The organism is Ruegeria sp. SCSIO 43209 (assembly GCF_019904295.1).
Taxonomy (GTDB): domain Bacteria; phylum Pseudomonadota; class Alphaproteobacteria; order Rhodobacterales; family Rhodobacteraceae; genus Ruegeria.
This window is the reverse complement of record NZ_CP065360.1, coordinates 112,654-126,491: the sequence shown is the minus strand read 5'-3', so window position 1 is coordinate 126,491 and position 13,838 is coordinate 112,654. Positions and strand designations below refer to the sequence as shown.

Sequence of the window (13,838 nt, the reverse complement as noted above, 5' to 3'; positions counted from 1 at the left end):
AAGTTTTTGAAACGAGAAAGCATTTTTCAAATCGGGTCTGTGATGCCGGGGCTCATCAACTTGTTACTTTCTCCGCGGAAAAACTAGTGACGCCACCAGAAACACAGTAGCCGAAACAATTAACGCTGTAGACGCCGCCCCAAGCGGTTGAAACGGACTGTTCCCAGTTGCAAAAACACAGATCATGGCTAGCAGCCCGCTGGTTTGCGTGAGGATAACACCCGTGGTGCTCACTTTTGGCCAAACGGTACCGAGCAATGGCCACAGCGCCAGTGTCGCGATCGATGCGCTCAAGGTGACCAAGGGAACGATCGTTCGTGTACCGAACTCGGTCACGGCAATCGAAATCGCCAGTGCCATAATGAGTAAAACCAGAACTCGCGAAATTGTGGTATTACGCACCTCGTCGCCAGATCGCGTTGTTTGTGACAGAAAATCGCGCGACAAGATTGATCCGGACGTCAATACGGTTCTGTCGCAAATTCCTTTGAAGGCTGTGGAGATGGCGTAGGCAGGTTGATTACCCTACCAGTTGAACAAACTGCTGAAACGGACGGAGTCCGGGCGTGAATTGACCTTTGCGGATCATGTTGACCAGTTCGATGCCAGCCAGGGCAGATGCAGCTGAAGCGAAAGACTTGAAACCCAACATGGGCCTGATCCGACGTTTGATGAAGCGATGGTCTTGTTCAATGATGTTGTTGAGGTACTTCCGCCTGACCACCTCAATCGGTACCAGACAACCAAAGCCTTTCAGCATCTTGTTTATTGCTTTAATGCCAGCTGTGTTTGCACCGCTTTTGTCGATGACAATTTTCCGTGGCAAACCGTTCGCCTCAAGCGCACGAGCGAAGAACTTGGTCGCAGCCGCTTTGTTCCGGCGCTTTGATAGCATGAAATCAAGGGTCTTTCCGTGTTTGTCGATGGCGCGATAGAGATAAACCCACTCACCCTTCACCTTCACATAGGTCTCATCCATGCGCCATGAACGGTCGACAGGGCGTTTTTTGTACCGTGAAGCATCAGCTACAAGACCGGCATATCGACTCACCCAACGGTTTAGCGTCGCGTGATCCAGTTCAACGCCACGTTCAGCCATGATTTCTTCCAGATCCCGGTAAGACACGCCGTATCGGAGATAGAAGAAAACAGCATACAAGATCACTTCTTTCGGAAAGTGTGCGCCCTTGAATGAGATTGTCACGGTCTGCTCCTGCAATTTGGAGCATGCGCTACCAAAACTAAGCTTGACCTGACAGGTGGGAACAAAGTTTGCGACAGAACCCTTCTAAGTCCAAGACAAACTTTATTTGAACAATGCGCTTCGACTGAGCATTCAGAACCTAGCTTGGAAAATCCCAGTTCCGGTTCATAGTTTGCGGTAGACAAACTCCACCTCAGCTTCTTCAGTCGTTGCGTTCAGCACTTCTTGGACTCGGCCATGCAAGGGCGACTTTTGGCACACCGGGTCTGTTGTGTTTGCATCATGGGCCAATGCCATAGCCTGGCACCGGCAACCTCCGAAGTCTATTTCCTTACGGTCACAACTCTGACAGGGCTCAGGCATCCAGTCAGTGCCGCGATATTGGTTAAAGGCGGCGCTGTTGTACCAAATATCGGACAACGGCTCATCCTGCACGTTGGCAAACTTCAGGTGGCCAATCGTTTGTGCGGCATGGCAAGGCAGAACGGTTCCGTTTGGCGTAATGTTAAGCCCGCTCGAACCCCATCCTCCCATACAGGCCTTGGGAAAATCCGAATAATAATCGGGCGGCACAAAGTCGAAGGCCAGAACCCCTCTTAGCCGGCGACTGGCCTCGGCGACGGTCTTTTTGACGGCTTGCGTCTGCTCAAACGTCGGCAATAGTGCTGGGCGGTTTGGCAGAGCCCAGCCGTGAAACTGGACGCAAGCAACCTCAAGCCGCCGGGCGCCAAGCTCAACCGCCATTTCGATGGTCCGTTCCAGATCATCCAGGTTCTGCCGGTGCATGACCGCATTCAGTGTTAGCGGGATGCCCCGGGCACCGACCTCTTTGGCAATGATCATCTTTCGGTCAAAACCGCCGCGATAGCCGCCGATGCGATCGGCCAGAGCTGCATTCGTTCCTTGCAGAGACAGTTGGACGTGGTCCAGCCCTGCCTCCTCTAGCCGGTCCAGTCGTTTGGGGGTCAGCCCGATGCCGGAGGTGATCAGGTTGGTGTAGAGCCCGATACGGGAGGCTTGCGCGGTCAACTCCTCCAGATCGCGGCGCGAGGCGGGCTCACCCCCTGACAGGTGCAATTGCAGGACGCCCATGTCGAACGCTTGCTGGAACACATCCACCCACGCCTTCGTGTCCAGTTCTGTCTCTTTGCGCTCAAGCTCGACCGGGTTGCTGCAATAAGGGCAGCTAAGTGGACAGCGGTGGGTGAGTTCGGCCAAAAGCGCGATGGGCGGTGCGGCAGTCATGTCTGCACCATTACATATAGACGGCTGCGCAGGGCCTGCAAAAACCGTTGAACATCGGTTTCGACCTGATCGGCAGGGGCGCCGTAGGTGGTGGCAAGATCGGTGACGATCTGGCGAAACGAGGTCTGGCCATCCACCCGCGACAGGATGGCGACGCCGATATCGTCCAGTTCGATCACCTTTTCCGGGGCCTGCAGGACCATGCGGTCGCGCACTGCGTCGCGCTGAACCCGCACGCCGCGCGGTAGGTAGGGGCGGTCGGACTGATGCAAGTCAAGCGTCATAGCAGGCCTTCCCCCGGTTTCCATGCGCCGGGCGGGATCAGGCCCGGTTCCACATATCCCGACCAAAGCGCGTCCAGCTGCGCCCACAAAACGTTGGTTTTGAAGATAAGCGCCTCGCAGGCCATGTCTTCTTTTTCCGCCGTATCGGCATGGTCCAAAACCCAGTTCAGGCCGAACGCCACATCCTTGGGGGCTTGGGTCAGGCGTTTTTGGAAATAGGACAGGCTGTCGGAATTGGCGAAGTCATAGTGCTGCAACAGGCCCTCGATCCGCTGTTCGTGGATTTTGGGGGCAAATAACTCGGTCAGAGAAGACGCGACGGCCTGCAACAGGGGCTTTTCACGCACGTAATGCACATAGGCGTCGACGGCGAATTGCGTGGCCGGCAGGATACCGCGGCCCGAGGCGACATAGTCGGGATCCAGCCCCACCGCCTCGGCCAGTTTCAGCCAGCGCCGAATGCCGCCGCCCTCGGTCACGCCACCATCATGGTCTTCGATGCGGGATCGCCACTCGCGCCGGATGTCGGGATCGGTGCAGCGCGATATGAAGGCGGCATCCTTCATCGGAATCGCCGCCTGATAGGCCCACCGATTGATCACCCAGGCGCGCACTTGATCGGGGGTGCATTCCCCGCTGTGCAGCCGGTGATGAAACGGGTGTTTGTCGTGATAACGCTCGGCCCCGATCTGACGCAGGCGGGCCTCAAGGGTGTCGCGGCTCATATCGTGATCTCCTGCCCGTCATAGGCGATGTTCCAGCCAGCGGTTTCCACGAACGCGCGCTCAGGGCTGTCGGGTTGCAGAATGGGGTTGGTGTTGTTGATGTGAATAAAGGTTTTCGACGCGCGGATGTCTTGCAGTCGGGCGATCGACCCCTCGGGCCCGCTGATCGAGATGTGACCCATCCGCTGCCCGGTTTTTACACCGGTTCCGGTGCGGATCATTTCATCATCATCCCAAAGCGTGCCGTCAAAGAACAACTGATCGGCATCCGCAATTCGGGCCAACAGGTCATCGGTCACCTGCGCGCAGCCGGGAATGTAATAGGCGGTCTTGTCGGCGGTAGTCAGCCGGACGCCCACGGTTTGTTCACCCAATAGATCGGTCTGAACGGTGTCGCCCTCCATGAACAGGGGCACCTTTCCGGGCACTGCAAAGAGCTGCGCCTGCAGCCCATCTTGAAGGGTGAATTCATCGCCGGGGGCAATCTGACGGCGGTTGACTTTCTCACGGTTGACCGCGTCGAAGATCCGGTTCTGGGACAGCACACCCAGAATATCGCCTGTGGCAAACAGGGTGAACGGGGTCTGTTCACGCAGGCTGAGCAACCCGGCGATGTGGTCGATATCCCCGTTGGTCAGCAGAACCGAGGCCACAGGCGTGTCGCGTAACGCACGTGGGTGCATTTTGGGGGTATCCAGCATCTGCTGGCGAATATCGGGCGAGGCATTCAGGACGCTCCAATTCAGGCCATCCGGCGACACCGCCAAAGAGGATTGGCCGGAAGGCGGGATCTTACCCTTGCGGGCGTCCTCGCAATTCCGGCAACCGCAGTTCCATTGTGGCAAACCGCCACCTGCAGAAGCCCCAAGAACCAGGAAATGCACTTTGGGCCTCCGCTGCGTTTACGTGATCAAAACAGGTCGGGCTCGTACTCGCGGCCTTCGTCCTCGGACGGAGAATACATGTTGATCTCCATACCGCAGTTCACTTCTTTCAGCTTCGGTGTGCTCCAGGTCATAGTGTCCTCCCATGAATGACTGGCGTTGTTAAAAACCTACTACCGGCACGATTTTCGGAAAATGCTCCTTTGGTCGTAGGGATGGGATGTAGTGTTGAGGGGCCGGGGCGGCTGCGTCAACCGCCTTGGGGTCGTAGAGGCGGGACTTAGGACTTTCGTCGAATGTCATGGGCGCAGGCGGAAATATAGTCTCACGCTCATGCGCGCGATCCTGTTACTTGTGTTTTTGCTTCTCAGCGGCCTGTCGGTTCAGGCAGAGCCTCTGCCGCGTGAGCAGATCGAAACCTATATCCGCGCCCCGTTTTCGCTGGGCGACGCGCTGAACGATGACGGGGTCTACAGCCTGCTGAACTCGGGTGGCGGTGAGGCAGGATATGTGTTTGAATCCGAACCCTTGGCCCCCTTGCCGGGCTTCTCAGGCGCGCCGATCAATATGCTGGTGGTGCTGGACCTTGAGGGGCGCTTTCTGGATGTCCAACTGATCGAACACAACGAGCCGATCTTTGTCTCGGGTCTGGGAGAGGCCCCGTTTCACAAATTCTTTGAACAATATGGCGGGCTGTCGATTTCGGACTCGATTGTGGTGGGAACACCCTATGGCGATGCGGCGGCGGGTTCACAGCTTGTTTATCTGGATGGCGTCACCAAGGCGACGGCCAGCGTGCGCATTGCCCACGAATCCGTCATGGGGGCCGCGCTGGCAGTGGCCCGCGAAAAAATGCAGGGGCTGGCTACCGCGCCGCCCGCCTTTCCCGACTCCGAGTATCAGGAGGACCTGACTTGGCAGGATCTTGTCGATCAGGGCATCGCCACGCGCAAGACCTACACCAACGCGCAAGTCGACGCCTTGTTCGCAGGCACCTTGTGGGAGGATGACGACCCCGAAGCGCAGGATTACCCGGATGAGCCTTACTTAGACATCTGGGTTGTCGATTTGGGGCCTACTTCCATCGCCCGCGCTGCGCTGGCCGAGGACAGTTTCGACGACCTCCAGAGCTTTCTGGAAATCTCGGACAATGATGAACCGATCCTGGTGATCGAAACCGCGCGCCACGGTTTGGTCAGCGAGGATTTCGTGCGCAATACCGCGCCTGATTGGCTGTCGGCGGAACAGGACGGTTTCCCGGTTGCTCTGCGCGATGCCGATCTGTTTGTGGAGCTGGTCGATGGTCTGCCCGATGGAACCGCCATGATCTTGCGAACGGACCGTAGGCTGGGATTTGACCCCTCGCGTGATTGGGTTCTGAAGGTGCTGGCCGTGCGGGAACACGGCATGTTCCAACCCGAAACAGGCTCGGTCACGCTTGAGGTGCCCCATATCACGCCCGAGCGGTTCTTTACCCGTCCGGTTCAGATCACGCCGGACCCCCCGTGGCTTGAGGCGCTGCGCAACCGTCAGGGTGACATGATCGTTCTGGGGATATTCCTGACAGGTCTCGTCGCCGCGCTCAGCCTTCGCATGAATGCACTGGCGGCGCAGCCTTTGTTCACGCCCCTCCGCTTGGGTGTGCTGGCCGTTGTCATCGGTTTTGTCGGATGGTGGGGGCAAGGGCAGTTGTCCATCGTCACCGTTCTTGGAACACTCAGAGCAGCAGTCGAGGGCGGCAGTTTCGTATTCCTTCTGTATGACCCGTTTTCCCTGCTGATCTGGGCGGTGTCCATTGCTGGTTTCATCGCATGGGGCAGGGGGCTTTTCTGCGGTTGGCTTTGCCCCTTCGGCGCGATGCAGGAGTTCGCGCATCACCTCGGCAAAGCCCTGCGTCTGCCGCAGATTGAGCCGTCCGACGCTTGGGACAGGCGTCTGAAATGGTTGAAATACGTCATCCTGGCGGGCCTTGTGGGCGTTGTGTTCGCCGCCCCCGATCAGGTGGACAAAGCCGCCGAGGTCGAGCCGTTCAAAACCGCGGTCACCACCTTCTTTGTGCGGGAATGGTATTACGTGGCCTATGCGGCGGGATGGCTGTTCCTTGGAATGGTGCTGTTCAAGGGATTTTGCCGCTATGTCTGTCCGCTCGGCGCTTTCATGGCGATCGGAGGGCTGTTGCGCGGGCGCGATTGGATCGACCGGCGCGCAGAATGCGGCTCTCCCTGTCAGTTGTGTAAGGTCAAATGCAAATACGGGGCCATCGCAAAGAGTGGACGTATCCAATATGATGAGTGCTTTCAATGCCTTGACTGTGTGACGATCCATGACGACAGCACGAAATGTGTGCCCCTGATTGTCGCCGCCCGACGCCAAGCCAGAGAGGTCGCCGCCGAATGATAAACCGCCGCCGCTTCCTTGCTATCTCTGCCGCCGCGCTGGCCACTCCGGCCACGGCCCAGCCCACAAAATGGCATGGCTACGCTTTGGGCGCAGAAGTCAGCCTAACCTTTGACGCGCCCCCAGATGTTGCCGAACCCGCCATAACCCGCATCCGAGCCGAGCTTGAACGCTGCGAAGCATTGTTCAGCCTCTATCGGCCGAATTCCGACTTGTCTCGGTTGAACCGTTCTGGCCACCTGAAAGCACCCGCGCCCGAAATGCTCGCGCTTCTGCAGGCGTGTGATCACGCCTACCGGCAGACCGACGGGCGTTTTGATCCGACCGTTCAACCCTTGTGGCAGGCAGCGGCGCAGAATGGAGACCTCAATGCCGCGCGCAAAGCCCTTGGATGGGACCGGGTTCGGATTTCGCCCGATCACATTGCGCTGGATCCCGGCCAAGCACTGACGCTGAATGGAATTGCACAGGGCTACGCCACGGATCTGGTCACAGAGGTGCTGCGTCAGGCGGGTTGGGAGAACGTACTCGTCAATATCGGTGAGTACTACGCCGCAGGGCGTAACTGGACCCTTGGTTTATCCGATCCTCAGTACGGGATCGTTCAGACCCGGACGCTCAAAGATCAAGCGATTGCCACCTCCAGCCCAGGTGCGTTGCGACTGGGTGGCGGTCAGTTTCACGTCCTGAATCCACAAGCCATGCAACCACCCCAATGGTCGACGGTCGGCGTTCAGGCTGCAACCGCGACATCGGCAGATGCATTGTCAACGGCGCTTTGCCATGCAGATGAAGGTGAGATTCAAACCATCCTGGATCGGACACCCAAGAGCACCACTGTAATTTGTGTTCACCAGAATGGGTCTGTCCGGACCTTCCAATCATAACAAAAGCCCCGGGGTTTTGCCCGGGGCTTTAGGGTTTATCGCCTATGCGATTACGAACAGTCTTGGACGGCGCGTTTCGTCATTACCCCAACCAGATGGGCGCGGTAGTCTTTGCTGCCGTGCAGGTCGGCGATCATGTTCATCGGGTTGACGCTCAGCCCCATCAACGCATCGGCGCTGAAGGATTTGTTCAAGGCCTCTTCGGCCTCTGCCCACCGGAACACGCCGTCTTCGCTGGCACCGGTGACAGCGACACGGACGCCATCCGCAAAGCGCGCCACGTAGACACCAACCAAGGCAAAGCGCGACGCGGGCTGCAAGAACTTCTGATAGCTCGCCGCCTGTGGCACCGGGAACCGGACCGAGGTGATGATCTCGCCCTCATCCAGTGCGGTCGCGAACATGCCCTCAAAGAAGTCATCCGCCGCGATCTGCCGCGTGTCGGTCACGATAGTCGCACCCGAGCCCAGAACCCCCGCCGGATAACAGGCCGCCGGATCATTGTTGGCCACCGACCCGCCAATGGTGCCGCGGTTGCGCACCGCCGGATCACCGATCTGACCCGCCAGCGCCGCCAGCGCCGGATAAGCGCTCGCCGCTTCGCGCGCCACGGTGGCATGAGTCGTCGCTCCACCAATCGCGACCGAGCCGTCATCTTCGATACAGACACCCTGCATCTCAGCAATCCCGCTCACGCTGACCAGCACCGAAGGCGCTGCCAATCGCTGCTTCAGCGTCGGTATCAGTGTCTGACCACCCCCCAACGCCTGCGCATCCTCAGCCCCCAATGCGGCAACCGCATCCGCTATGTTCGAGGGCTTCTCAAACTCGAAACTGTACATTTCGCATTTCCTTTCCGAAGAACACGGATCCGTTCTTCATCTGGCTATAAATATCCCGGGGGTCCGGGGGCTGGCCCCCGGTCCGCCCTCTCCAACTCAGCTGTTCATCGCCGCCCAGACGCGCGACGGGCTCATTGGCATGTCGATGTGATCCACCGCCTTGCCGCCAGAGTTCATCGCATCCAGCACCGCATTGACCACCGCAGGCGGCGAGCCAATGGCCCCGGCCTCACCACAGCCCTTCACCCCCAGCGGGTTATGCGTGCAGGGCGTCTGGCTGGAATGATCCACCGCATAGAAGGGCACATCATCGGCGCGCGGCATGGCGTAATCCATGAAGGACGCACTCAGCAACTGGCCATTCTCGTCATAGGCGCAGTTCTCCAGCAGCGCCTGACCGATGCCCTGACCGATACCGCCATGCACCTGACCATCCACGATCATCGGATTGACGATGTTGCCAAAGTCATCCGCCGCGGTGAAGGCCTCGATACTGACCTGCCCGGTCTCGGGGTCGACCTCAACCTCGCAGGCATAGGCGCCCGAGGGGAAGGTGAAGTTGGCCGGGTCATAGAACGCGGTCTCCTCCAGCCCCGGCTCAACCTCCAGCGGGAAGTTATGCGGCACATAGGCCGTCAGGGTCACATCGCCCCAGGCCACCGACTTGTCGGTGCCTGCCACGCTGAACTGACCGTCCTTCAGCTCGATATCGGCCTCGGAAGCCTCCAGCAGGTGGGCTGCGATCTTCTTGGCCTTGTCGATCACCTTCTCGGTGGCCTTGACCATAGCCGAGCCACAGACCGCAAGCGAGCGCGAGCCATAGGTGCCCATCCCAAACGGAATCTTCGAGGTGTCGCCATGCACGATCTCGACCATCGACTCGTCGATGCCGATCATATCGGCCACAACCTGCGGGAAGGCGGTCTCATGCCCCTGCCCGTGGCTATGCGCACCCACCATGACACTGATTGATCCGGTGGCGTTCACCCGCACGGTCGCCGCATCATAAAGACCCGCCCGGGCCCCCAGCATGCCAACGATGTTCGACGGCGCAATGCCACAGGCCTCGATATAGCAGTTGATGCCCAGGCCCCGCAGCTTGCCATTGGCCTCGCTCTGCGCCCGGCGGGCGGCAAAGCCTGCCAGATCGGCGGCGGCCTCCAGCTTGTCCATCGTCCCGTTGTAATCCCCGGTGTCATAGGTCAGCGCCACCGGCGTGTCATAGGGGAACTGGGTGACAAAGTTCTGACGGCGCAGCGCAATCGGATCGACCCCCAGCTCGCGCGCGGCCTTGTCCACCACGCGCTCCAACTGAAACGTCGCCTCGGGTCGGCCCGCGCCGCGATAGGCATCCACCGGCACCGTGTTGGTGAACATCGCCTTGACGTTCACCTGAATGACCGGCGTCTTGTAGTTGCCCGCCATCAGCGTGCCGTGCAGCCAGGTTGGCACGGAGCTTGAGAAGGTCGACAGATACGCCCCCAGATTGGCAAAGGTATTGGTGCGCAGACCGATGAAGTTGTTGTCCGCATCCAGCGCCAGCTCGATGGTGCTGACGTGGTCTCGACCATGGGCATCCGACATGAACGCCTCGGACCGGCTCGAGGTCCACTTCACCGGCCGGTTGCAGGCCTTGGCGGCGAAGGTACAGAACGCCTCTTCCGCATAGTGGAAAATCTTGGTGCCAAAGCCGCCGCCCACATCGGGGGCCACCACGCGGACCTTATGCTCGGGCAGGCCCAGCACAAAGGCGCACATCAGCAGGCGGATCACATGCGGGTTCTGCGATGTGGTATAGAGCGTGTACTCATCCGTCCCGCGCTTGTATTCCCCCACCGCCACGCGCGGTTCCATCGGGTTGGCGACCAGACGGTTGTTGACCAGATCCAGCGTGGTCACATGGGCCGCATTCGCGAAGACCTCGTTGACCTTGGCGTCATCGGCCTCGCCCAGCTGCCAGTCATAGCAGATGTTGTTCTTCAGATCGTCATGAACCAGCGTCGCGCCCTCTTGGGCTGCGGCCTTCATGTCCATCACGGCGGGCAGTTCCTCGATGTCCACCTCGATCGCCTCGGCCGCGTCGCGCGCCTGTTCCAGGCTGTCGGCCACCACGGCGGCAATGGGATCGCCCACATGGCGCACTTTACCCTGGGCCAGAATGGGGTGCGGAGGCTCCTGCATCGGCGCGCCGTGCTTGTCCGTCACCTCCCAGCCGCAGGGCATGCCGCCCACGCCTTCGAAATCCTTGCCGGTGAACACCTTGACCACGCCGGGCATCGCCTCAGCCGCTGATGTATCCACGCTTTTCAAACGTCCATGCGCGATATCCGAGCGCAGGAAATGGACATAGGCCTGTCCGGCCACGTTGATGTCGTCGGTATAATTGCCAGCTCCGGTCAGAAAGCGTACGTCCTCGCGCCGCTTGGAACTGGCTCCGATGCCACTGTCTTTGGGCATTGCTTGTTCTCCTCCCTGGAAAAGAATTTTCGTCGAAAATTCTTACCCGCCTTATTCGGCGGCGATGCTTGAAACGTCCTGACCCGAAGCGGCCATGATCGCCTTGACGATGTTATGATAGCCCGTGCACCGGCACAGATTGCCTTCCAGATACTTCCGGATCTCAGCTTCCGTCGGGCGCGGATTGTCCTTAAGCAAAGCCGCCGCACTCATCACCATGCCCGGCGTGCAGAAGCCGCATTGCAGGCCATGGTGATCCTGAAACGCCTGCTGAATGGTGTTCAGCGTCCCATCCTCTGCCGCCTGACCCTCAATCGTGCCAACCTCGGCCCCGTCCGCCTCAACCGCCAGCATGTTGCACGACTTCACAGCCTGACCATTCACATGCACAACACAGGCCCCGCACTGCGCCGTGTCACACCCAACATGCGTCCCCGTTAAACCCAAATGATCCCGCAAAAATCCAGACAATAACGTCCGACCCTCAACATCACCGCTCACAGACATCCCATTCACAGTCAGCGATATTTTCATCACATTTTCCTCCCTTAAATCTATAGCTCAACCGCCCAAAACGCGCTTGAGCCAGCCTTTCTTTTCGGTTGCCTCTTCCGCTTGTTGTTCTGGTTCAGCTGCCGCTTCGCTGGCGGGGGCCTCTGGCTCGACCTCGACCGCGCTTTGGAAATTCTGAAAGAACTGATCCGCCATTTTCTTGGCGAAACCGTCCACGACGCGGCCACCCAGTTGGGCCAGCTTGCCGCCCACGCGCGCGTCCACGTTGTAGGTCAGCAAGGTGCCTTCGGCGACATCGGACAGCGTGACATCGGCCGCGCCCTTGGCAAATCCGGCAGCGCCGCCCTTGCCTTCGCCCGACAATTTCAGGCTTTCCCCGGACACCATGTCGGACAGGGTCACTTTCCCTTTGAACGTGGCTTTGACGGGGCCGACTTTCTGCACCACGGTGGCATCGAACCCGTCCTCTGCGGTGCCGGTCATCTCTTGGCAACCGGGGACGCATTTGCGCAGAACATCTGCCGACAGAAGGGCATTCCAGACCTCGGACCGTGGCGCGGCTATTGTGCGGCTGTCATGTAACTCCATGTCACTCCTCCAGAGTTTTTTCCAACCTATGGCGTCGGGGCCGCAAAGCATATGCGACCTTGGGCGTAGTCAGCGCAGTTCGGGAGGGGTATGCGTCAGCCCATAATCCTCGAAGATTTTGGCGATGCGGCCATCCTGAAGCGCTGCATAGATCGCATCATCAACCGCATAACTGAGGCCGCGATAGGCAAAATGCACAGCCACGCCACTGGTCCAGGTGCTGACGGCAAAGCCGGGCAAAGGCGGGGTATGGATATCCAGATCGGGGGTCAGTCCGGCCTCAAGCTGGGCGCGGGGGCCCATTGCGGCCATCGTTTCACCTGCGGCCAGGGCCTGCATCGCCTGATCTGCAGTAGGGAACCGGCTGACATTCTGCGACAGTTGCCCGCCGGGAAAAGACGACAGGTAGAAATCAGCAATTGAGTCGTTTTCAACCGCGACGGTGTCAAAACGGAAATAGGCCGGAACCGGAGGGTCTTCGGGATAGGCATCGCGGCGAAAGGCGATGGCGATTTCCTCGTCATGATACTGGCCGGTGAACACCACCTGTTCGACCCGGCAGGCAAATTCGCTGTCATAGGGAATGTGCAGCATGACATTGGCCACGCGCCCGTTGATCAGCGGACCTTTCCAGATCCAGTTGCGCAGATCGGCCTCTAGGTTCTCTCCTGCCGCGACCAGATTGAACCGGGGCTCGACCCCCAGATCCTGTGCAATCAACTTGCCGATTTCGATGTCCACGCCCTGAATCTTACCGTCCTGCTCAAACGACCAGGGCGCGAAATCTTCGTAGGCGGCGAATTCGATATAGCCGCGCTCGACAATGGTATCGAGGTCAGCGCCCACGATGTCGCGGCTGGCATTCTGGGGTTTGGGTTGGGGCACATGGTCTTCACACCTGGCCAGAGCCGACCCGGCGGACAGGGCGGCGACCAACAGGGAGAAAATGAAATGGCGTCCGATCATGTGCCCCAGTCTGCCGTTCTATTGCGCGGCAGACAATCCGATAGTCAGCTGCTCCGCCGCCTGTGCAAAATCCGGGGCCTCGCCCGAGATCAGCACCGCAGCGCGCAGGGCCACCGAGTCGGCCACAGGCGCGCCCGAGCCGGTTTCGATTGTGCCCGCGATCTCGTTCAGTTCGGATTGCAGGGCGGCTGTGTCCCCATCCGCGCCCTCGGCCATAGCGGCCAGCTCGTCGCGGATTTCCTTCAACCGGTCCGAATGATCATCCAGCGCGCCGTCATCGGGGCGGGTCTCGATATAGGTACGAATGGCCCAGGCGGCCTTTTGGCCCAACAGATCGCCAAAGGCGGGCATCTTGGTGATGCCGTTCTGGGTATAGCCCTCACGGAAGCGTTCGATATACCATTCATCGCCGTATTCTTCAGCCTCGAGGTAGCGAAGGTCAGGCGCCAGTCCGCCCGATACGACGCCCAAACCGTGGCAGCGTGCGCAGTTCTGGTTATAGCCGGAATCGCCGATTTCGATTGCAGCCTGCCAGACCTCTTCGCCCTGATCGCGATAGGGGTTCTCGATCAACCATTCCTCGCTCACGTCGGGCAGGGCATCCGTATTTACCGGCTGGGGCGCGACATCTCCATGTGCCAGCGCCATGCCCGCTGTCACTGTAGCCGCAATCGCCGCGCTGTAAAAACCAAGACGCATTTCATCCTCCTGCTGAAGCTTTCCCCGGTCATAGCGCAGGCAAAAACAACGCGACATTCGACCTTGGTTGCAGATGGGCGAAATCTGCGACTAAGGTCGAATGGCTTTCCCATTTTCGACCGGCTTTTACTTTTAGGGCCGGGGAGG

15 protein-coding genes are annotated in these 13,838 nt (G+C 59.4%); 3 read left to right on the top strand and 12 right to left on the bottom strand.

What is annotated here, in order from left to right; translation table 11 throughout:
* Positions 1 to 184 precede the first annotated feature (184 nt).
* Positions 185 to 511, top strand: a complete 327-nt coding sequence (locus I5192_RS18820; RefSeq protein WP_223118334.1) for a hypothetical protein — start codon at positions 185 to 187, stop codon at positions 509 to 511.
* Positions 512 to 520: 9 nt separating this feature from the next.
* Here the strand turns inward: I5192_RS18820 and I5192_RS18815 are convergent, their stop codons facing one another.
* The 6 genes from I5192_RS18815 to pqqA all read right to left on the bottom strand — a co-directional run bounded on the left by I5192_RS18815 (position 521) and on the right by pqqA (position 4,476).
* A complete protein-coding gene (locus I5192_RS18815; RefSeq protein WP_152460721.1) occupies positions 521 to 1,204 on the bottom strand; it encodes an IS6 family transposase in 684 nt (227 codons plus the stop codon).
* 165 nt (positions 1,205 to 1,369) lie between these two features.
* Positions 1,370 to 2,449 carry a pyrroloquinoline quinone biosynthesis protein PqqE gene (gene pqqE, locus I5192_RS18810; protein WP_152460720.1) on the bottom strand — a complete coding sequence of 360 codons (1,080 nt, stop codon included), beginning with the start codon at positions 2,447 to 2,449 and terminating at the stop codon, positions 1,370 to 1,372.
* Complete coding sequence (gene pqqD, locus I5192_RS18805; RefSeq protein ID WP_152460719.1) at positions 2,446 to 2,733, bottom strand: pyrroloquinoline quinone biosynthesis peptide chaperone PqqD; 288 nt, start codon at positions 2,731 to 2,733, stop codon at positions 2,446 to 2,448. The genes pqqE and pqqD overlap by 4 nt, the downstream gene beginning before the upstream one ends.
* On the bottom strand, positions 2,730 to 3,458 hold the full coding sequence (gene pqqC, locus I5192_RS18800) for a pyrroloquinoline-quinone synthase PqqC (RefSeq protein ID WP_152460718.1): 729 nt from the start codon (positions 3,456 to 3,458) through the stop codon (positions 2,730 to 2,732). Before pqqC ends, pqqD begins: the two co-directional genes overlap by 4 nt.
* Positions 3,455 to 4,342 (bottom strand): pyrroloquinoline quinone biosynthesis protein PqqB, encoded by an 888-nt coding sequence (gene pqqB, locus I5192_RS18795; protein WP_152460717.1) that lies wholly within the window; start codon positions 4,340 to 4,342, stop codon positions 3,455 to 3,457. The genes pqqC and pqqB overlap by 4 nt, the downstream gene beginning before the upstream one ends.
* 26 nt (positions 4,343 to 4,368) lie before the next feature.
* The gene (pqqA, locus tag I5192_RS18790) at positions 4,369 to 4,476 is read right to left on the bottom strand and encodes a pyrroloquinoline quinone precursor peptide PqqA (RefSeq protein WP_152460716.1); all 108 of its coding nucleotides are present in this window, start codon (positions 4,474 to 4,476) and stop codon (positions 4,369 to 4,371) included.
* A gap of 199 nt (positions 4,477 to 4,675) precedes the next feature.
* Between pqqA and I5192_RS18785 the strand changes: the two genes are divergently transcribed.
* Together I5192_RS18785 and I5192_RS18780 are read left to right on the top strand one after the other, a co-directional pair.
* A complete protein-coding gene (locus I5192_RS18785; protein WP_152460715.1) occupies positions 4,676 to 6,739 on the top strand; it encodes a 4Fe-4S binding protein in 2,064 nt (687 codons plus the stop codon).
* On the top strand, positions 6,736 to 7,626 hold the full coding sequence (locus tag I5192_RS18780; RefSeq protein WP_172978558.1) for an FAD:protein FMN transferase: 891 nt from the start codon (positions 6,736 to 6,738) through the stop codon (positions 7,624 to 7,626). The genes I5192_RS18785 and I5192_RS18780 overlap by 4 nt, the downstream gene beginning before the upstream one ends.
* A 50-nt stretch (positions 7,627 to 7,676) precedes the next feature.
* Here I5192_RS18780 and I5192_RS18775 read toward each other — a convergent pair whose 3' ends face one another.
* The 6 genes from I5192_RS18775 to pedF form a co-directional block, all read right to left on the bottom strand.
* Positions 7,677 to 8,468: a xanthine dehydrogenase family protein subunit M gene (locus I5192_RS18775; RefSeq protein ID WP_152460713.1), complete on the bottom strand. Its 792-nt coding sequence runs from the start codon at positions 8,466 to 8,468 to the stop codon at positions 7,677 to 7,679.
* Between the two features lie 96 nt (positions 8,469 to 8,564).
* Positions 8,565 to 10,925, bottom strand: coding sequence for a xanthine dehydrogenase family protein molybdopterin-binding subunit (locus I5192_RS18770; RefSeq protein ID WP_152460712.1), 2,361 nt, complete (start codon positions 10,923 to 10,925; stop codon positions 8,565 to 8,567).
* A 51-nt stretch (positions 10,926 to 10,976) separates the two neighbouring features.
* Positions 10,977 to 11,459 carry a (2Fe-2S)-binding protein gene (locus tag I5192_RS18765; RefSeq protein ID WP_370644462.1) on the bottom strand — a complete coding sequence of 161 codons (483 nt, stop codon included), beginning with the start codon at positions 11,457 to 11,459 and terminating at the stop codon, positions 10,977 to 10,979.
* A gap of 27 nt (positions 11,460 to 11,486) precedes the next feature.
* Complete coding sequence (locus I5192_RS18760) at positions 11,487 to 12,026, bottom strand: CoxG family protein (RefSeq protein ID WP_152460710.1); 540 nt, start codon at positions 12,024 to 12,026, stop codon at positions 11,487 to 11,489.
* 69 nt (positions 12,027 to 12,095) lie between these two features.
* Positions 12,096 to 12,992 carry an ABC transporter substrate-binding protein gene (locus I5192_RS18755; protein ID WP_152460709.1) on the bottom strand — a complete coding sequence of 299 codons (897 nt, stop codon included), beginning with the start codon at positions 12,990 to 12,992 and terminating at the stop codon, positions 12,096 to 12,098.
* An 18-nt stretch (positions 12,993 to 13,010) separates the two neighbouring features.
* Positions 13,011 to 13,691 carry a cytochrome c-550 PedF gene (gene pedF / locus I5192_RS18750; RefSeq protein WP_152460708.1) on the bottom strand — a complete coding sequence of 227 codons (681 nt, stop codon included), beginning with the start codon at positions 13,689 to 13,691 and terminating at the stop codon, positions 13,011 to 13,013.
* Between the last annotated feature and the right edge of the window lie 147 nt (positions 13,692 to 13,838).